Genomic DNA, 17,858 nt, shown 5'->3' with positions numbered 1-17,858 from the left:
CAAATGGCCGCGTGACGGCCGATTGCGTCTTGGAGCCTGGCGTCCGTCCGGAGACGAAGCTGCCAAGTCATGTTACCCAAGCGCGTACGGGCGAGGTCCATCGCATCGTCGGCCCACATGTATCCGTCCTTAATGTCTGCGTTATTTAGTCGCAAATAATAAAATGTATGATAGGGTTCCTGCGGGAAAACAACGCTCGCTCAGCAAAGTCATTGACAAGGCAGCGATTTGGTATCGCGTTAATAAATTGCAGATAATAAAACATTCTCGGTATATACTGCACCCAGACAATGCAAACGCCCTCTACCAGATGAGCAACAAGACGGTCCAGCGGCTCCTGCAAGAAAGCCGGCGCGGCCACCCAATCGATTCCAGCATGCTCAGGGACATGGGGGTGAGTGCCGCGCTCGCGGCGCACATGGTCAAGTCCGGCTGGCTGCAGCGTCTCTCACAGGGGGTCTACCTTTTGACCGGCGACACGCCATCGAGAGACGGCTCGATCACCTATCTGGGCCGATGCATACCCGGTCTTCACGTCGGCGGCAAAACGGCCCTTTCCTGGCAGGGCGTACGTCACAACATCGCCTTCCGGGAAAAAATCGTCTTATGGGGACAGAAGTCGTACCGCATTCCTCCGTGGGTGGCGGAACACCTGAGCTACTCGTACCAGACTACCACCCTCTTTGAAGACGATTTTCCCTACGAGAAGGGCCTGAAGCCGCTTCCGGCCGGCGCCCCTGAGGTACTGGTCTCCGTGCCCGAGCGAGCTATTCTGGAGCTCGCCAGCGACATCGGGAAGGGCCAATCGATGGAGGAAGCGAGCAACCTGATGGTCGGCTTGCGCAATTTGCGCCCCGACGTGCTGGACGAGTTTTTGAGCCACTGCAAACGGGTGAAGGTCGTACGGCTCGTACGCGACCTCGGACTGGAGGCCGATTTTTCATGGGCAAGAGACCTTCAGAAGCATGTTGACCGTCTTGGTGCCGGGAAAAGATGGTCGAACAAAACGAAGAACGGCCGGCTGACACTCAAACCACGATGAACGAGATCTATGTAGACACCGTCCGACTGATGCTCGGCATCGCACCGATCGTCTTCGATACTCCCCTCTTCGCCATGAAAGGTGGGACCGCACTGAATCTGTTCTTGCAGAATATGCCGCGCCTATCGGTCGATATCGATGTCGTGCTCACAGACAGAAAGCTGTCCCGCGATGAAGCAATCGCCGTTATCAGCGCAGAACTGGAGCGCGCGAGAGAACAAATCGAGGCTGAAGGGCATGCGACGAAGTTCTCGAAAGCCACCTCATCCGGGAGAGCCAAGGGCGATGAAGTGAAACTCACCGTGATCTCGGGCGAAACCTCGGTCAAGGTGGAAGTCAACTACGTGTTCAGGGGCACCTTGCTCGAACCGGTCCAGCGCCCACTCGTCGGTGCGGCAGAAGAAATGTTCAGCACTCGCATCGTCGTGCCCACGCTTCATGAATCGGAGCTGTATGGAAGCAAGCTCGTAGCGGCCCTGGACCGGCAGCATCCTCGCGACCTGTTCGATGTGAAGCACATGTACGATGTTTTCGGCTTGCGCGAAGATATCGTGGACGCGTTCGTCGGCTACCTCTCCGGTCACAACAGGCCCATCCACGAAGTGCTCTTTGGCCCGAAACATTCAATGGTCGAAGTCTATGAGACCGACTTCGTTGGGATGACTCTTGAGAGAGTCGACCTTGAAGAACTCGAGGCAACGCAAGACCGTCTGCACCGGGAACTGCCTGCTGCTCTCACCGAGAACCACCGCCAGTTTTTGCTATCGTTGGTCCGCGCCGACCCCGACTGGTCCCTGATGACCTATGAACATCTGCGCGAATTGCCCGCCATTCGGTGGAAGCTGCAGAATCTCGAGGTGCTTAAAAAGAAGAATTCAGCGCTATTCGAGCAACAGGAATCCTTGCTGCGCGAGCACTTCGCCAAGCTGGACATTGGGACAGCGCAGACCTGACCGAGATTTTTTAGGGTGTGGGAGCACACCCGATCAAAAAGTGGGTGGGGAATGCAGCGAACGCCGCGGCAATTGCGCCCGCGCGCCTGTAGCACGGACACACCCAACATGGGAGGTCAGGGATGACGGTCCGCGGTGCTCGTAGCCGGCAGACGCATACAAAGCTAGCGCACCATGTTGGTACGGTCCGGTTTCGAGCTTGAGCAACTTACAAACCAAACCTGTGGCCTTCGACTCGAGAAGAGCCAAGAGTATCTTGGCGATGCCTTGCCGTCGACCGCCCGACGATTCGAGAGCCCACATCGTCTTGGACGAATGGCACCAGACATCCACAGGATGCAGCCGGCGAATACGAGCACCGGAATCGTCCAGCAACATGCAACCGCGAATGAGGTGACGCGGTGAAGTTGACGCGCGTTTTTCATTGCGCCACCGCACTCGCTTCGAGGCACTCGGGCGCCGCTTCGCGTGGGGTTGGAGCGGCCTCGATCACCAATTCGCGTGGCACGCGCTTGAGCTGACCGTTGAGCGCGGCGTGCTGGCCGAGGCGAATCGTGCCGCAATAGAACACGTTCCCGAGCACACGGCCGTTGATTTCGAGCGTGTCGCGCGCGTGGACGTCGCCTTCCACGAGGCCATCGATCCGGACGATTTCGCCCTGGACCTTGCCCTTGACGATGCCGCCGGCCCCGATGTGCAGCAGGCCCTCGGTGGAAATGATGTCCCCGTTCGCGAGGGCGAATACACTCAGGCCGTGGTCGAGGATCATGTTGCCTTCGACGACCAGGCCGGGCATGAGGACCGTCACGTTGTTCGGCTTCGCTTTCATGGTGTGCCTCCCTTAGAACAGTGGAACGTCGCCGGTCTTGGCGGCCGTCGAGGGTTTCGAGGTGTGTTCGGTCTTCGTAGTTTCGTTATGCGGTGCAGAAGCAGTCGCCTCGGTGGTGGCTGGCTCCTGACGCTGCCGAGCGGGTGTGCGGTGGACCCGGTGCGGTGCGGGTTTCGGCTGATCAGTCGGCTGCACGGTGGGCTGTGCTGCGACGGGCGCTGCGGTCGTTGCGGGCGGCGGTGGGGGCACCTTTTGGGCGGCTGCGACCTGTTGCTGGCCAGCGGCTGGGTTCGAAGCCGCGCGCGCGGCTCGGATCGGTGACGTGGCAGCCTTTTCCGGATCGGTCACGGACGCAGTGGCACTTGCCTGCGCCGCTGATCCACCAGCCTCCCCGGTCCACAGTGCTTGCGCGTCGACTCGGGACAAGCCCGCCGGTGTGCGTTCGGTTGGCTCGGTAAAGGCCGCACTGGTGAGCTGCCGTTGGGACCCGGGTGGCGTGGAGGCCGCGGCGGCCGTCGGCGCAGCGATCGGGGTTTGTGCGGTCGACCGCTCAACGTGTGCAACGGCATGCGGCGTATGGAGCACGTGCCAGAGCTTCGCTGCGCAGACGCCTGTGAGTCCGGCCCCCGATACCACGGCAAGGACGATGGTGGCCGGCCGGCAGAGTTTTCGACCGGCAGAAGACAGTCGAGCGGTGACGCGCTCGCGCGCCGATTCCTGCCGGTCAGGAGCAGGGAGTGCCCGCACGTGGCTCTTGATGTCGATGACGACGGGTTGCGACGAGTATTGGGCGTGTAGCGCCTGGATCTCTCGAATGTTCAAGATTTCCTCCGTGGATGATCGGCATACCGCGCGACAGCGTTTGAAGGCGCGGCAGGCTCAAGACGAGCTTATTCACCGGATTCCAATGTCAAGCCGATGGGGGCGTGCTGTGGGTGCTGTCGCGTCAGTCGCGCGCGGTGCCGTCGGCGTCGTATCGGTCGTTGTCCGGGATGCACACGGTTCTCACGTGCAGGATCCGGCCTTCGGCGTTCTTGAGGATGTTGGCTCGGTCCTGCGGCGTGATCTTCTCCGCGAGTTGGGCTTCCATCGACGCGACGAACAGGCGGTCGTACTGGGTCAGGCACCTGACCAGCAAGCCTGCGAGCGGCCGCGTCACCTTCAATTCGATCTGCTCGTACGGAAACGTCAGCGAGCGCGCGTTGTGCCGCTCGACCCATGTGGTGGCCTTGCGCATCCAGTCGGCGGTATCGCGCAGGGCAGTCTCGACCGCCCGAACCTTGCCGCCACGGGCGACGGCGATCTTGGCGGCGCAGAAGTTGTAGTCACTTCGGATAAACGTGCGAGCGAAGACAGAGCTGTAGTGCAGGATCGTGACGGCGTCGGAGTCCGGCACGATCTTGTCGATACGGCGGTCGCTCGTCAGTCGTTGGATTGGCTTCAATCCAGTCGACGTGGCGAGGCGCACTGGCGGCTCGTCGGCGGGTGGGGTGCTTTGCGTGGGCGTGTCGAGTTGCCCGCGCCCTTCGTGCGATGGTTCGAGAACGGCAGACATGATTTTTTTCGGGTGGTCTCTCTCATCGATGATTCTGAGCGAGGTACCCGATGCGTGTACCGGCAAAAGCGTGGCTGTTTTCGTGAGCTTTTCGGGGAACGCGCGCGCAAATACTCGCGATACTGACTCTACTTCTCGCGTCCCTGACGCATCGACCTTGACTTCGCTGGCCGAAGTCCATCTTTTGTACAAGCCGTGCCAATGGGCATGCTCCGACTGGTTGGCAACCAGTGTGGAATTCCTTTCTGATGAGCGCCTCGCCCGCGCTCCCCATTTCAGTCATGAAACTCGTTGCTGGCCGCATTCATTTGCGCCGCGACGTCTTTCGAACCCGGACATCGGGTGTCTCTCTCCATGCCTCTGTCTGGGTAGAACGACTGTAGTCGACTGAGCCGTGAACCTGCGTCGGAATGGCACTTCCGAAAATGGGCTGTAGCACAGCGTGACCATGCTGTGCGAGGACGACCTAACGTTCTCTCTATGAGCCGACCGGCTCCCTGAGCACCACGTCCCCGGAAGGGACGTGGTGCTTGGGTCATTTCACCGAATCCACGAAGCGCGTTCCTCTGCCGAGGAACGCGCTTTTTTTCGTCCTTTTTTCTGTTCTGGAGGTACGTGTGCTTCCCAATCGTCTCGATTCCCGGATTGCCGACGTGATCAGTCAAACGATCGCCGAGAAGAGGTCCGCCACCGACACGACGTCACCCGCCTGGTGGGAACGTTGCGAAGTGGCGCAAGTCGGCATGTTCACCGACTCCGACCGCCGGATTTTTCTGTCCAGTGTCGCCCACCGCCGCGGAGAGGCGGCCGCCAACGCGCTCGAGCAATCGGCAGACGCGTTGCGCACCCAGGCGATCTCCAAAATTGCGAGGAAACTTTCATGAATGCAGTTGTCAGTTTGGTCGGCGGCCCCGTACGGAGCGTCGTCGAAGAGCGGGCCATGCGTCCGCCGGTGATAGGGAAGATCCGGCCCGGCATCAAGGTCCTGACGTCGGCCGCCCGGGGCAATCCTGATGCAGTTGCTCTATACGACGCGATGGTGGCTGCCGGCGACTCCTTCGAGACGATCGGCAAGGCGATCGAGTCCCGTTACCGGCTCAGGAATACGCTGGCACCGCGCAATACCGATTACTTTACCTGCCGCCGGTCGGATTTCAACAACCCTGACGTCGCTGACGAAATCCTTCGACTCTACGGCGAGGATCGCGGGCAGGGTGTCAGGCTCTACCGCTTTCCGGTGTTGTTCGCCTTCAACGACTGGATGCAGAACATCCCCAACGAGATGGCGGCATGGGGCACCAGCGGTCGCAAGTACTTCTCGGAGTACGGGCACGATGGGCTCCGATACTGCAAGACGTACGCAAAGGTCGAGCGCGACCCGCGCGCGCAACGAGCATTTCGACACTTCGGCGGTCGAGACGTGATCTTCCGTCAGGACGACGCGATTCCCGACGGAATCTGCAACCCGGAGCAATGCCCGCAATACCAGAGCCGGCAGTGCAATCTGGGCGCGCACTTCATCTTCGCGATTCCCGACATCAAGGGTCTGGGCTTGATCGAGCTCCCTACCAACTCGATTTACGTGCTGCAGAAAGCGTATGCGGCGATGAAGACGGTCCAGCTGGCCCGCGGCAAGCTGACTGGAACCCGGTTTTGGATCTCGAAGCGCGAATTCGATATCACACGGATCAACGATCAGGGCGAATCGGTCCGGCAACCGCAGATGCTCACCGTGCTCGATGCCGATATCGATATCGGTGCACTGCTCGACGGCGCTGAGGACACGCGGTTGGCTATCGAAGAATCGGAAACGGCCACGCAGAGCGATCCCGGCGGTACCGTGATTCAGCTTCACCCCGCGGACGGCGAAAGCACTGCCGGCCGCACTGATCAGGTCGAAGCCGGTGACGGCCCGCCCGAGGCGATGGAGGAGAAGCGCCACCGCATGCAGGACCTGCTGCAACGTCTTCGCTTCGTTGAAGAAGAGCAACGCAAGTCGTTTCGCATCTACGGCCACTTCCGATTCGGACGCGGCTGGACGGAGCGGCCCGCTGACGTCGACAAGATGCTCGCGCGGCTGACGACGGCGCTCGAGGATCGGGACTCACTGCATCGCGAAATCGATGAGGCGGTCGAATTGTTCCGCAACGCGTAACTGACACCCCTTTCGCCGGCCCTCCGGGGCCGGTGTTCTTTTCTCAATGGCGCGTATCGGAGAGTCCTTCAGCAAAGCGATTTGCTCAAGTGCTTTCGACCGCGTGGCTCACGCATCGAAATCGTCCGCGCAAGCGGCCATCTCTTGACTCATCTCTCTGGAGGATCTCATGCGCCGGATCGGCAATATCACGGCGTTTTTCGGCGCCGTCGACGTGTTCAGCAATTGGCACCCGTGCCGCTTTACGTATCACGAGGTGACGTTCAACTGCGGCGAGCAGTTCATTATGTACGCGAAGGCGTTGCTGTTTGACGATCACGCAACTGCCGCAGCGATTCTCGCATCGACGTCACCGCGCGAGCAGAAGCGCCTCGGTCGTTTCGTGAACGGCTTCGACGATGCACGTTGGGTGCAGATTCGCGAGTCCATCATGTTTGTCGGCTGTCGCGAGAAGTTTCGACAGAACGAGGCTTTTGCGGCTGCGCTGCGCGCAACGGGAACGTCAGTCCTGGTCGAGGCGAGCGCGTATGACCGGATCTGGGGCGTGGGGCTCTGCGAACACGATCCGCGCATCGCCGATCCGTCTGCCTGGCTGGGACTGAACCTGCTTGGCAACACGCTCATGCGTGTGCGCGATGTGCTTTCTCGATCGTGACTTCCCTTCTTGCGCTGCGTGCTGGCGCGAACCTATATCTGGCTGCCCCCGGGTAGTCATTTCTTTTTCTGGAGGCGTTGATGAAGATCGCGCATTTTTCTGACCTGCATTACGCACCTGAAAACCTCGACGAGGCGGACCGGTGCTTCTCGCATGCGGTGGGTGACGCTATTGCGAGCGAGGCCGTTGTGGCGGTGATCAGCGGTGACTCAACAGACCATCGCCTCGACGCCCACGCGCCGGCACTGAACGCACTCGCCACGCAGGTACACCGACTCGTACAAGCGATGCCGGTGTTGATGCTGCAGGGCACGTTCTCGCACGAGCCGCCGGGGACGCTGGACAACTTCGCGCTGATGGGCGCGCGGTATCCGGTGGCCATTGCGGACCGCGTCTGTCAGGTGGCGCTTTACGACGGAAACTTCTGGTTCTCGCGTGGTCCGGTTTTCGACGAAGACGAGGTGCAACACCATCTGTACAGCGAGCCCGAAGCGATCTTTACCTGTCTTCCGACGATGAACAAAGCAGAGCTGGCGCTGCGCGTCGGGTCGCTGGCGGCATCGACTGATCTCGCGGACACCCTCGCGGGGTTCCTCGCCGCTGCTGGCCGGATCAATGCAATGTTCCGAGCGGCGGGCGTCCCGACGATCGGAGTGTCGCATGGCACGGTGAACGGTTGTCAGACGGAACACGGCGTCACGATGGCAGGATTCGATCACGAGTTCAGCCTCGGTGCGCTGTTTGGTGCGGAGTGCTCGGCGTTCATGCTCGGTCACATCCACAAGGTGCGACGTGAGGTTGCATAAGTAATTGTTCTGCACGGCAGTCCTGCGTGACAGAACCAGCTGTTCCTCCAGCTGTAGCCTACAGATGCATGCGTGGACGGTAACGGCCGCGTGTGAAGCCATCTGGACAACGTAGCCCATTCCGGTTGGATGAAGCGAACCTCGCGAGAGGGATGCGGAACTGCGAGCATCACGCGGTGGGGCGCTAGGCTTGGGAGTATGGTGAACGTAAGTGAATCGGTGATAAATCTCGTCATGTGTGAAGGAGCCAAAGATGCTGGGCTTCAACCAAAACGGTGTGTAGATGGTTCTGGTCTTCTTGTGTGACCAGACGAGGACGTGAATCTACCGGGAAAAGGCCGACGCCTAACCTTCCAGTGTTACTTATGTGAAACACGGTAAGCCCGTAGCTCTGCCTGAGAGGGCAGGCGAACCGTAAGGAACGCTGTCGGAGTTGCGGGTATGGGATGCCGGAGAAAGCGAAAGTCGGACTGTAATGGTACGAATAGGGATTGAGAGGCAACTCGACATCATCCTGCCCGAAAGGGAGCAGACTTCCGGCTGGTCTCTCTTTGCAAGAGAGTTTGACGAACCTTCTTAACGGAGGAAAAGCAGATGACGACCATGAAAATGGTTGGTGCAGCCTCCGACTGCGAGGTTGCGTGGCACGCTATAAAGTGGAGCGACGCGCATCAAACAGTAAGACGGCTGCAAATGCGTATTGCGAAGGCAGTTAAAGAAGGGCGCTGGGGTAAGGTGCAAGCCTTGCAACGGCTCCTGACTCACTCGTTTTATGGCAGGGCAGTAGCTGTGAAGCGAGTGGCCGAGAATGGAAAACGTACTTCAGGTGTAGACGGCGCGGTATGGGATACGCCTGAAGCGAAAGTCAGAGCTGTGTTGTCTCTGAAGCAGAGGGGTTACAAGCCTCAACCCTTGAGACGGGTATTTATCCCGAAAGCAAATGGCAAGTTGCGCCCGTTGGGTATTCCGACGATGGCCGACAGAGCGATGCAAGCGTTGCATTCGCTTGCTCTTGAACCTATCGCGGAAACCACTGCGGATCCTAACTCGTACGGCTTCCGACGGGAGCGGGCGAGTCGAGACGCTGCTGAGCAATGTTTTATTTCGCTCGGCAAACGCGTTTCACCTCAGTGGGTCTTGGATGCAGACATTGCTGGATGCTTTGACAATATCGACCACGACTGGTTACTGGCCAATGTCCCCATGGACAAAGGCATTCTCAGAAAGTGGTTGAAATCCGGCGTTGTATGGCAGGGTCAGAAATTTTCGACGGTAGCGGGGACTCCGCAAGGAGGCATCATCTCTCCGCTATTGGCGAATCTCACTTTGGACGGGATGCAGCGAGCTCTCGCGGCACACTTTGGTATCAAGCAGTACAAAGGTGTCAACGGGGAACACAATCCCAAAAAGGTGAATCTGATACGGTATGCAGACGACTTCGTGATCACGGGCGCGTCGAAAGAGGTGCTCGAAGAAGCAAAAATCTCAATCGAAGGGTTCTTGACGGAGAGAGGGTTAACGCTGTCCGACGAGAAGACGAAGATTGTGCATATCGAAGAGGGTTTTGACTTCCTTGGTTGGAACTTTCGTAAGTACGGAACGAAGTTGCTGATTAAACCAGCGACCAAGAACGTGCAGGCTTTTCTGCGAAAGGCGCGAGGAATCATCAAATCAAGCCGCCCTGCAACGCAGATGGAGGTGATCAACCGGCTGAATCCAGTAGTTCGGGGATGGGCCAACTATCATCGTCATCAAGTGTCGAAGGACACCTTTAACAAGGTGGACCACGTCATTTGGAAACAGCTTTGGCAGTGGGCTTGCCGCAGGCACCCCAACAAATCTCTCGGCTGGGTGAAAGGTCGTTACTTTCATCGTGTCAAGGGACGAGACTGGGTGTTTGGCACATCGGTGACTGATGACCGTGGCGTGGACCGGTTCGTTTCATTGGTGAAAGCCAGTGATACGCCCATTCGACGGCACGTGAAGATCAGGGCAGAAGCGAATCCATACGATCCTGGCGGGGAACAGTACATCGAAGACAGACTCGGTCTGTCAACGAAGGAAAGTCTTCAGGGACGGCATCGTCTGCGGATGCTCTGGTATGCGCAGGATGGTAGGTGTTCCAACTGCAATGAGCGAATTACGAAGGACAGTGGCTGGCATGTTCACCATATCCTTCCGAAAGCTCATGGCGGAAACGACGCTTTCTCTAATCTTGTGCTTCTCCACCCGAATTGCCACAGGCAAATCCACAGCCAAAATTCTCGGGAAGCTGCCGGCTCTGGTCAAACAGGGCTTTGATGAGGCTTGAGCCGTATGCGGGGAAACTCGCACGTACGGTTCTTAGGGGGGGATGAGGCCGAGAGGTCTTGTCTCTACCCGACTATCAGACGTGGGAGCGCGAGGGACGCGTCGTCGGCTATCCCGGATCGGTCGGGCGGTTCCACTACGGCGAGCTCGGCGACAAGGGCTATCTGGCGTGGGACGTGTCGGCTTCCAAAGCAAGTGCCACGTTGATCCCGACGCCTTCCCGCGAAATGGTCTCCGTTGCTTTTGACGGGCCGCCTGACACGAACGAGCTGGAAGCACTCGCAGCCGCATCCGCCGGGAAATTCGTGCGTATTCGCTGGCAGATCGATGAAGAGCATAAGCAGCTGGTCGACCGCAAGGCGATCGAAGCGATGTTCTCGACGGCCGCCGGCGTAAAGCTTGAGCCTCGCGTATTGCCTGTCATGCGCAGCCGGGCAGAAGGGATCAGCACGGCGCCGACGGTCGACGCGAAGTTGACCCGTTGGTGTGAGCTGGCCGACGTCGATGCGGTCTCGCTGGTTGATCGGCTGCAGTTGCTCGAGACTGGCGAACCGGACGCGATCGCGCAAGCGATCCTGGCGCGTTTAGCCGACACCGCTGAGTCCACCGGTGATCAGTTCAGCGCGCCAAGCGTCGCGTCGGATCTGTCGCTGGCCACCACGGTGGCGCACGGGGTGGATGCTGCGACGGGCGCCGGTGAGCCGGCCTGGCTCAACGACGATCTGTTCGCGGCGTAATGCCGCTCAACGACGGAGCGTCTTCCGTCCATTCGAACACAGCCGTGTTCCGATAGCCCGTGTGGCTATCGAAACAAGGTTCACCCCGCGCCCGTTGGCGCATCGAACGCAGCAGCTGCATCCATTTTCTTTCTACCCGGACGGGACGTGTTCCCGTCAGGGGCGCACTCCGTCTCAATTCTGGAGTGTGCTCATGTTTGGTCTCTATCCTGCTGGCGTCCGTTGGGCGCAATCCTATACCGCGTCCACCGACGCCAAGTCGTTGCAGAAGCGCCTTGTCGACCACGGCGGGTGCACTGCAGCCCTCTTTCATCAACCGTTCGGTGTTCAGCGCGGTGCCGTCATCGCGCAACGCGATGGCCTGTTCGTCCTGACCCATGTGATCGAAGCCGACCAGGCCGAAATCGTGGTCACGCCGGGCGTCGAGCTGCAGAACCTGCTCTGGTCGTTCGACTCGGGGTACTCGGGTCAATGGTCAGGTCGCGAGCTGCAGATCCTCACGGGTTGTCCCGATTGGGACTCGGTGCTCAAGCAGACGTCGGACGCGTTCCGTCGCCTCTGTGGGACAGTGCAGGCCGCCGTCGATGGCACGTTGGGCAAGCCCGCTTCCCGGCCCGAGCCGACGCTGACGATCGACGACGATGATGTGCCATTCCTGCCTGACGACTATCTGCAGCCCATCACGCTCCCGGAGATCCAGTCATGCGACCACTGAAACTGTTGCTCGAAGGGTTCCATGGCGTGCGGGACGGGATGAAACGCGACAGTGTTGAACTCGACCTGGCGTCACTGCCCAACGGATTGATCGCGTTGACGGGGCCGAACGGCGCCGGCAAGACGACGATTATGGACAACATCCATCCGTACCGGATCATGCCGTCGCGCGCGTCGAAGCTCTCGGTCGATGCGTTCTCGTACTGGGATCACATCTGCGGGGTGCAGGCGCGCAAGGAGTTCGAATGGGAGCACGATGGCTTGCGCTATCGATCAACCTTCGCATTCCGCAAGCCTGGCAAGACCGGCAAGGCGGACTACTTCCTGTTCTATCAATCGACCGATGGTGAGTGGCGGCCGGTATCGCTGCCGGACGGAACCGTGTCGGACGGCAAAGGTGAAACCTACGATCGATGTGTCGATGCGATCTGCGGTTCGCTCGAATCGTTCTTCACGAGCGTGTTTTCGGCGCAGAACCGCCGACCGCTGGCGTCGTACGCTGCGAGCGAGATCAAGGCGTTGCTCGCTCAGCTGCTGAAAATCGATCACCTCCGCGCTTTGTCGACGAAGGCGGCAGATGTCGCAAAGGTGCTGGCCCGGCAACTCGGTGTGGTGCAGCAGGATCTCGCGGCGTTTTCTGGAAAGCGTGAGCGGGTCGATCAAACGCGCAAGGCGATCGCGAAGGACGTTTCGGAGATCGCAGCCGCGCGCGAGAAGCGCACGACAGCCCAGGCAGAGATCGTAACGCTGATGCAACAGCACGCCGTGCTGGTTGCCAAGCAAGGCGAGAACGCAGGTGCGGCGGCGCGGCTCGGAGAACTGGGTGCGCGTCGGACCGAGCTGCAGACCTCGCTTCGTGTATTGGAGCATGACGGACAAGCGGAGCAGCAACGGCTCTTGCAGCGTGCGACGACGATTCGTAACACGATCGCCGGCCACGTAGCGGTTGTTCGGCAGCGTGAGCCCATTCTTAGCGCCGCAGTAGATCGTGACGAGGTGCAGCTTCGTCTTGGAAAGGCCGAGGCTCTGATCGAACCCCTGCAGCGCGCGATCGACGAGCTCGACGCGAAGCGACTGCGGGCAGTAACCGTCGGGTCGACGCTCTCCAGCCTGCAATCGGAGGGCACGACCAAAGCCGATCTGATCAAGACCCTGACTGAGCAATCGGCAGTCATCGGATCGGTGCCGTGTGCGGGGATGGATATTCACGTGACGTGCCCGTTGCTCGCGCAAGCGAGGAGCGCGGCACAGCAGGTGGACGTCCAGACCATCTCGTTGAATGACCTTCGGGGCCGGTACCGCGGCCACAAGGCGGAACTGGATCAACTGGCACCTGCTGTCGCGGCGTTGTCTGCAAAGCGCGCGGAACTGCAGCGCGTCAATGCGGAAATCACGGCTGCCCAGCAGGCGCTTCAACGCGCTACCGAACTTGCTGCCCGAAAGCCGCTGCTCGACGCAGCTGAAAACGGGATGCGACAGGGCCACGCGGAACTCGAATCGCTCGATGTTGAGCGAGGCGAGGCGTCGAAACGTCGGGAGACCGAGACGGCGCGGCTCAACGGCTTGTTGCGGGAGGTCGAGGCCGAGGTGTCGCGCCTGGCTTTGGTCGATGTGGCGCAAGCGATTGCGGATGTCGATCGCCAGTTGGCCGCTCGACGTGAGACCTGTACGGGGCTGGACGCCAGGATCGAAGCATTGATCCGGAGTCAGGCTACGGGAGAAACGACGCTGGTGACGCTCGAGCGCGAGCTTGAGGGTTTTTCGGCGACGCAGGCACTCGCAGAGCGCATCTCGGACGAGATCGCGAAGTGGAAGCTGTTGGCGAAAGGGCTGGGCAATGACGGCGTGATCGCGCTGACGATCGACGACGCTGGCCCGGCACTGACGCAGACGGTGAACGACCTGCTGCTCGCGTGCTACGGCACGCGATTCACGGTCGAGATCCAGACGCAGCGCACGTTGGCCAACGGTGAAACGCGCGAGGGATTTGAAATCCTCGTGCACGACGCCGAAAGCGACAGCAGCAAAGCGGTCGGCGTGATGTCCGGTGGTCAGAAGGTGTGGATCAACGAATGCCTGACACGCGGCGTCGCCCTTTATAACGCGGGTAACGCGGGACAACCGTACGAGACGCTGTTCAGCGACGAGTCGGATGGACCGCTTGATCCCGATCGCAAGGTGCAGTTCATACGTATGAAGCGCGAGGTGCTGCGTCAGGGTGGGTATGCGCGGGAGTTTTTCATCTCGCAAACGCCCGACCTGATTGCGGAGGCCGATGCGGTCATCGACGTGGCCGCACTCGCGAGGTAGTGCAGCACACATTTTTAACCCTGGTGGGGAACGTTCCCCACAGGGGCGTTCCTCGCCTTTTTTCTTTTCGAGGAACGCAATGAATCTGAAGTCCAATCCGGCTGCTCTGATTCGAAGCCTCACGATTTCGATCCGCCCGAAGCCCATTCGCATGGGTACGGAACACGTCTACGAGCTGAACGGCTCGCGGCTGTGCGACGTGCTGGTCAACGGGCGTTGGGTGACGGTGGCGGCTACGGCTGTCGTGGCATTCTGAATCGTCGACGAGGATCGCTCGATGAACGGGATGACGAACATGGTGATGCTGTTGATTGCAATGCACGGCGGTTCGGAGCCGTCGGTGCCTGCCCTGCGCTACGCGGTGGCTTCGCAGGACGCCGTGAATGAGCGGCCACCCATGAGAATGGACGCGGTCATCTGCAAGGATGGCCAAGTCCACACCTTTCCGGCCGGGCACCCCAAGCCCTGCATCTAAACCCCTGACCAACGGCTCCGCTCTCGTAAGAGAGTGGGGCCATTTTTTTATTTTCGACAACCTTTCTGCTTCCCCAGCACCTAAGGTGCGATCGATCGGAGTCGAAGTAATCACGCGGACGAAAGGCAGGGGGAATAAAGACTGTCGAAAGATTACTACTAGGAATTCTTAAACGCTTCAAGACGTTGGGGATTGGTAAGCGGCTCGGCGCGACCAGTTCCATATTCGCGCGCGCGGGGCATGATGTGAGAGCTTGGGGAGTTCCGTGAGGATCACGTGAGATCGTGCCCATGATCCACGATCGTGGGCACGATCCATCTGGATCCATGAAGCAGTCAGGCAGTGCCATGCGAGCTGATCAACGTCAGTCTGTCGACCACATTCCAAGGCAGTAGTTCGTCGACACGGGTGAGATCGGACGGAATTAGTGGAGGCCAACGGGTTAAGCAGCGACCTGATTCAGATAGAAGCGCTGAGTGAATGCGACCGGTGACTGGTAATCTGAGGCTCGCCTGCGAACGTTGCCGGTTGTGGAAGATCTCGGTGTATTCGCTAATCGAGTGCCGCGCCTGCTCCTGCTCGCGCGTGGCGAAGCGTGGATCGTACAGATGGGGATGGGGCTACCGATGAATTCCACGACTCTTCCTTGGGGCCACGAGTCAGGCATAATTTCTCAGTTGACAATCAAATCGGTTCCGCATCGGCCGAAGATGCCACCAGATCCTCCAATCTGACTGGACCAGATATGCACGTTTCTTTCATCCTATTTGTCTATACCTAACGCGTGAACGCCCCAGACTCCACGCCGTCATCGCGCGCCGACCTCGTCTATGTCAGCGTCCGCGAGGACATTTTCGACATGCATCTACTGCCCGGTGATCGCGTCACGGAAGCCAGCATCGCAGAACGCTTCGGCGTGTCGCGCACGCCCGCGCGAGAGGCATTGCTGCGCCTGCAGAGCGACGGACTCATGCGCGGTTACGTCAGGGGCGGATGGGAAGTCGTGCCGATCGATTTCAAGCGCTTCGACGATCTGTACGAAATGCGTCAGCTGATCGAGACGTTTGCCGTGTCGAAGCTGTTTGACCAAGACGGCGCCGTACAACCTGACGTCTTGCCCTTGCTGGAGCGGCTTGAGCATGTCTGGACGGTGCCGCCCGCTCAGCGGCTTCGTAACGGACGAGAAATGGTGGCGCTCGACGAAGCCTTTCACCAGGCGCTCATCTGGGCTGCCGACAATGCGGAACTCACCAGCGTGATGCAGCGTGTGACTGACCGCATTCGCGTCGTGCGGCGCCTCGACCTCGTACGCGGCGACTGCATCGACGAAACCTACGACGAACACATCGCCATCCTCGACGCGATCCGTGCTGGTGACAAGGACCGCGCCATTGCCCTGATCGCGCGACACATTGAAGGCAGTCGTGTTGCCGTTCGAACGATGACGGCCGAACGCCTGAAACATGCACGCACCGCGAAAAGGCCGGATAGCGTGCCGTATGCACCACCGAGGGTAAGAGGACCGGCGTAACCGCCCCGCCTCCGGGCATCGACGCCCGAATGTTCAAGCGCGCGCCAGGCGCAGCAAGGGTTTGTCGCATCACGGCATGCTGGCACATGGTTTGCTTGATATGCTTGTATACAAGCATATCGAGCCCAACATGTATTCCGCTTATCTGAACCCGACGCGCGGAACGCGCGGTATGGCCGTCGCCCCGCACGCACTCGCATCGCAAAGCGCATTGGCGATTCTTCGTGAGGGCGGCAACGCCGTCGAAGCCATGATTGCTGCCGCGGCAACGATCGCGGTGGTCTACCCGCATATGAACAGCATCGGAGGCGATGGCTTCTGGCTGATTTCCCGACCCGGGGCCGAGCCAATCGGCATCGAGGCGTGCGGCGCGGCCGCGCTGGCCGCGCACATCGATGCATACCGCTCGCGCGGTCTTGCCGCCATTCCCGCTCGCGGCCCGCTCGCAGCCAACACGGTTGCCGGCACCGTGTCGGGCTGGGATCAGGCGCACCGATTGTCCCGAGACGTACTCGGCGGCAAGCTGCCCGTCAAACGCCTGCTCGAAGACGCGATTCATTATGCGAAAGCCGGGATGCCCGTGACCCTGAGCCACGCACGCTGCATCGAAAGCCGGCTCGCTGAACTCACACCGATCCCGGGCTTCGCCGGCACCTTCCTGCGCGACGGACGGGGTCCCGCCACGGGCGACCAGATTACCGCACCGCGACTCGCCGCGACGCTCGAGCAGCTAGCTAACGCGGGTCTTGATGACTTCTACCGTGGCGACGTCGCACGCAGCATCGCAACCGACCTGCAGACACTCGGCTCGCCAGTCGCGCTGTCCGATCTCGAGCGGCACGAGGCACGGCTGCGCGTTCCGCTCGCACTCCAGCACTCGCTCGGCACGCTCTACAACATGCCGCCGCCCACGCAAGGGCTCGTGTCGCTGCTCATCCTCGGCATCCTCGACCGCCTGTCGCCAGCGAAGATGGATCCGCTCGGCCCCGAGTTCGTGCACGCGTGCGTCGAGGCCACCAAGCTGGCATTCGGCGTACGCGACGCCCATCTCACCGATCCCGATTACATGTGCATCGACCCGTCGACGCTGCTCGAACCGGCAGCCCTCGACGAGATGGCCCGGCAGGTGTCCCCGACCCATGCAGCGCCATGGGGCGCAGGTCGCGGCCCAGGCGACACGGTATGGCTCGGTGTGATTGACGACAACGGCGTCGCGGTCAGCTTCATCCAGAGCATCTATCACGAATTCGGCAGCGGCGTGGTCTTGCCCGGCACGGGCATCAACTGGCAGAACCGCGGATGCAGTTTCTCACTCGACCCGACCGCACTCAATTCGCTCGCACCCGCGCGCCGGCCGTTCCATACGCTCAATCCTGCCCTCGCGCGGCTAAGCGACGGTCGCACCATGGTGTACGGGAACATGGGCGGCGACGGGCAACCGCAGTCGCAAAGTGCGGTGTTCTCGCGCATCGCGCATTTCGGCTGGAACCCACAGGCCGCGATCGATGCGCCTCGCTGGCTGTTGGGCCGCACGTGGGGGCAGTCGACCGACACGCTCAAACTCGAAGCGCGTTTCCCGCCCTGGACGATCGCGGCACTCGAGGCGTTCGGCCATGCGGTTGAAGTGCTGCAGCCGTACGACGAGGCGATGGGGCACGCCGGCGCAATCGTCAGGTATGCGAACGGACTGATCGAAGCCGGCTACGACCCCCGCAGCGACGGAGCCGCCGCGGGCTGGTAGGCGCCAGCACGCCCTTTTTCAATCGACGTTGTTGCGTATCCGGCC

Annotated in this window: 16 protein-coding genes and 2 pseudogenes; 14 read left to right on the top strand and 4 right to left on the bottom strand. The window is 60.4% G+C overall.

Annotated elements, in window-relative coordinates; genetic code table 11:
• Nucleotides 1-310: 310 nt before the first annotated feature.
• Both WS45_RS29500 and WS45_RS29495 read left to right on the top strand, forming a co-directional pair.
• On the top strand, nucleotides 311-1,042 hold the full coding sequence (locus tag WS45_RS29500) for a type IV toxin-antitoxin system AbiEi family antitoxin domain-containing protein (protein WP_059534643.1): 732 nt from the start codon (nucleotides 311-313) through the stop codon (nucleotides 1,040-1,042).
• The gene (locus WS45_RS29495; RefSeq protein ID WP_059534645.1) at nucleotides 1,039-1,995 is read left to right on the top strand and encodes a nucleotidyl transferase AbiEii/AbiGii toxin family protein; all 957 of its coding nucleotides are present in this window, start codon (nucleotides 1,039-1,041) and stop codon (nucleotides 1,993-1,995) included. Before WS45_RS29500 ends, WS45_RS29495 begins: the two co-directional genes overlap by 4 nt.
• Nucleotides 1,996-2,028: 33 nt before the next feature.
• Here the strand turns inward: WS45_RS29495 and WS45_RS36630 are convergent, their stop codons facing one another.
• The 3 genes from WS45_RS36630 to WS45_RS29485 form a co-directional block, all read right to left on the bottom strand.
• Nucleotides 2,029-2,298 (bottom strand): GNAT family N-acetyltransferase, encoded by a 270-nt coding sequence (locus WS45_RS36630; RefSeq protein WP_373559451.1) that lies wholly within the window; start codon nucleotides 2,296-2,298, stop codon nucleotides 2,029-2,031.
• Nucleotides 2,299-2,416: 118 nt separating this feature from the next.
• Nucleotides 2,417-2,824 carry a bactofilin family protein gene (locus WS45_RS29490; RefSeq protein WP_059534647.1) on the bottom strand — a complete coding sequence of 136 codons (408 nt, stop codon included), beginning with the start codon at nucleotides 2,822-2,824 and terminating at the stop codon, nucleotides 2,417-2,419.
• Nucleotides 2,825-3,770: 946 nt separating this feature from the next.
• On the bottom strand, nucleotides 3,771-4,379 hold the full coding sequence (locus WS45_RS29485) for an AcaB family transcriptional regulator (protein WP_059534649.1): 609 nt from the start codon (nucleotides 4,377-4,379) through the stop codon (nucleotides 3,771-3,773).
• Between the two features lie 530 nt (nucleotides 4,380-4,909).
• Between WS45_RS29485 and WS45_RS29480 the strand changes: the two genes are divergently transcribed.
• The 10 genes and pseudogenes from WS45_RS29480 (at nucleotide 4,910) to WS45_RS29445 (ending at nucleotide 14,541) form a co-directional block, all read left to right on the top strand.
• On the top strand, nucleotides 4,910-5,263 hold the full coding sequence (locus WS45_RS29480; protein WP_244139213.1) for a DUF7696 family protein: 354 nt from the start codon (nucleotides 4,910-4,912) through the stop codon (nucleotides 5,261-5,263).
• Nucleotides 5,260-6,534: a recombination directionality factor gene (locus WS45_RS29475; RefSeq protein ID WP_059534653.1), complete on the top strand. Its 1,275-nt coding sequence runs from the start codon at nucleotides 5,260-5,262 to the stop codon at nucleotides 6,532-6,534. The genes WS45_RS29480 and WS45_RS29475 overlap by 4 nt, the downstream gene beginning before the upstream one ends.
• A gap of 169 nt (nucleotides 6,535-6,703) precedes the next feature.
• Nucleotides 6,704-7,189: an NADAR family protein gene (locus WS45_RS29470; RefSeq protein WP_059534655.1), complete on the top strand. Its 486-nt coding sequence runs from the start codon at nucleotides 6,704-6,706 to the stop codon at nucleotides 7,187-7,189.
• A gap of 80 nt (nucleotides 7,190-7,269) precedes the next feature.
• Nucleotides 7,270-7,974: pseudogene (locus tag WS45_RS29465) on the top strand (metallophosphoesterase family protein); the annotation flags it as partial.
• A gap of 615 nt (nucleotides 7,975-8,589) precedes the next feature.
• A complete protein-coding gene (gene ltrA / locus WS45_RS34380; RefSeq protein WP_082722075.1) occupies nucleotides 8,590-10,296 on the top strand; it encodes a group II intron reverse transcriptase/maturase in 1,707 nt (568 codons plus the stop codon).
• Between the two features lie 68 nt (nucleotides 10,297-10,364).
• Nucleotides 10,365-11,042, top strand: coding sequence for a hypothetical protein (locus WS45_RS29460; RefSeq protein WP_244139214.1), 678 nt, complete (start codon nucleotides 10,365-10,367; stop codon nucleotides 11,040-11,042).
• A gap of 193 nt (nucleotides 11,043-11,235) precedes the next feature.
• On the top strand, nucleotides 11,236-11,757 hold the full coding sequence (locus WS45_RS29455; protein ID WP_059702972.1) for a hypothetical protein: 522 nt from the start codon (nucleotides 11,236-11,238) through the stop codon (nucleotides 11,755-11,757).
• Entirely contained in the window at nucleotides 11,745-14,066 is a 2,322-nt protein-coding gene (locus WS45_RS29450; RefSeq protein WP_059702970.1) for a nuclease SbcCD subunit C, read from the top strand. Before WS45_RS29455 ends, WS45_RS29450 begins: the two co-directional genes overlap by 13 nt.
• Nucleotides 14,067-14,145: 79 nt before the next feature.
• Entirely contained in the window at nucleotides 14,146-14,322 is a 177-nt protein-coding gene (locus WS45_RS35830; RefSeq protein WP_179950411.1) for a hypothetical protein, read from the top strand.
• A 21-nt stretch (nucleotides 14,323-14,343) separates the two neighbouring features.
• Nucleotides 14,344-14,541, top strand: a complete 198-nt coding sequence (locus tag WS45_RS29445) for a hypothetical protein (protein WP_059702968.1) — start codon at nucleotides 14,344-14,346, stop codon at nucleotides 14,539-14,541.
• Nucleotides 14,542-14,983: 442 nt separating this feature from the next.
• On the opposite strand, the pseudogene WS45_RS35495 reads toward WS45_RS29445, so the two are convergent.
• Nucleotides 14,984-15,149: pseudogene (locus WS45_RS35495) on the bottom strand (IS3 family transposase); the annotation flags it as partial.
• Between the two features lie 176 nt (nucleotides 15,150-15,325).
• Here WS45_RS35495 and WS45_RS29440 point away from each other — a divergent pair.
• Nucleotides 15,326-16,072 carry a GntR family transcriptional regulator gene (locus WS45_RS29440; RefSeq protein WP_059702966.1) on the top strand — a complete coding sequence of 249 codons (747 nt, stop codon included), beginning with the start codon at nucleotides 15,326-15,328 and terminating at the stop codon, nucleotides 16,070-16,072.
• 130 nt (nucleotides 16,073-16,202) lie between these two features.
• Complete coding sequence (locus WS45_RS29435) at nucleotides 16,203-17,813, top strand: gamma-glutamyltransferase family protein (RefSeq protein WP_059689147.1); 1,611 nt, start codon at nucleotides 16,203-16,205, stop codon at nucleotides 17,811-17,813.
• Nucleotides 17,814-17,858: the final 45 nt, after the last annotated feature.

The sequence above is a fragment of the Burkholderia sp. RF2-non_BP3 genome (assembly GCF_001522185.1).
Taxonomy (GTDB): Bacteria; Pseudomonadota; Gammaproteobacteria; order Burkholderiales; family Burkholderiaceae; genus Burkholderia; species Burkholderia diffusa.
Note: the sequence above shows the minus strand (reverse complement) of the source record. Positions and strands in the feature narration are given on the sequence as shown.

Excerpts from the sequence above, each read along its gene's own strand:
- WS45_RS29475 (WP_059534653.1), top strand. The coding sequence starts at position 5,260 with ATGAATGCAGTTGTCAGTTTGGTCGGCGGCCCCGTACGGAGCGTCGTC.
- WS45_RS29485 (WP_059534649.1), bottom strand. The coding sequence starts at position 4,379 with ATGTCTGCCGTTCTCGAACCATCGCACGAAGGGCGCGGGCAACTCGAC.
- WS45_RS36630 (WP_373559451.1), bottom strand. The coding sequence starts at position 2,298 with ATGTGGGCTCTCGAATCGTCGGGCGGTCGACGGCAAGGCATCGCCAAG.
- WS45_RS29450 (WP_059702970.1), top strand. The coding sequence starts at position 11,745 with ATGCGACCACTGAAACTGTTGCTCGAAGGGTTCCATGGCGTGCGGGAC.
- WS45_RS29490 (WP_059534647.1), bottom strand. The coding sequence starts at position 2,824 with ATGAAAGCGAAGCCGAACAACGTGACGGTCCTCATGCCCGGCCTGGTC.
- WS45_RS29470 (WP_059534655.1), top strand. The coding sequence starts at position 6,704 with ATGCGCCGGATCGGCAATATCACGGCGTTTTTCGGCGCCGTCGACGTG.
- WS45_RS29445 (WP_059702968.1), top strand. The coding sequence starts at position 14,344 with ATGAACGGGATGACGAACATGGTGATGCTGTTGATTGCAATGCACGGC.
- WS45_RS29500 (WP_059534643.1), top strand. The coding sequence starts at position 311 with ATGAGCAACAAGACGGTCCAGCGGCTCCTGCAAGAAAGCCGGCGCGGC.
- WS45_RS35830 (WP_179950411.1), top strand. The coding sequence starts at position 14,146 with ATGAATCTGAAGTCCAATCCGGCTGCTCTGATTCGAAGCCTCACGATT.
- ltrA (WP_082722075.1), top strand. The coding sequence starts at position 8,590 with ATGACGACCATGAAAATGGTTGGTGCAGCCTCCGACTGCGAGGTTGCG.
- WS45_RS29455 (WP_059702972.1), top strand. The coding sequence starts at position 11,236 with ATGTTTGGTCTCTATCCTGCTGGCGTCCGTTGGGCGCAATCCTATACC.
- WS45_RS29495 (WP_059534645.1), top strand. The coding sequence starts at position 1,039 with ATGAACGAGATCTATGTAGACACCGTCCGACTGATGCTCGGCATCGCA.
- WS45_RS29435 (WP_059689147.1), top strand. The coding sequence starts at position 16,203 with ATGTATTCCGCTTATCTGAACCCGACGCGCGGAACGCGCGGTATGGCC.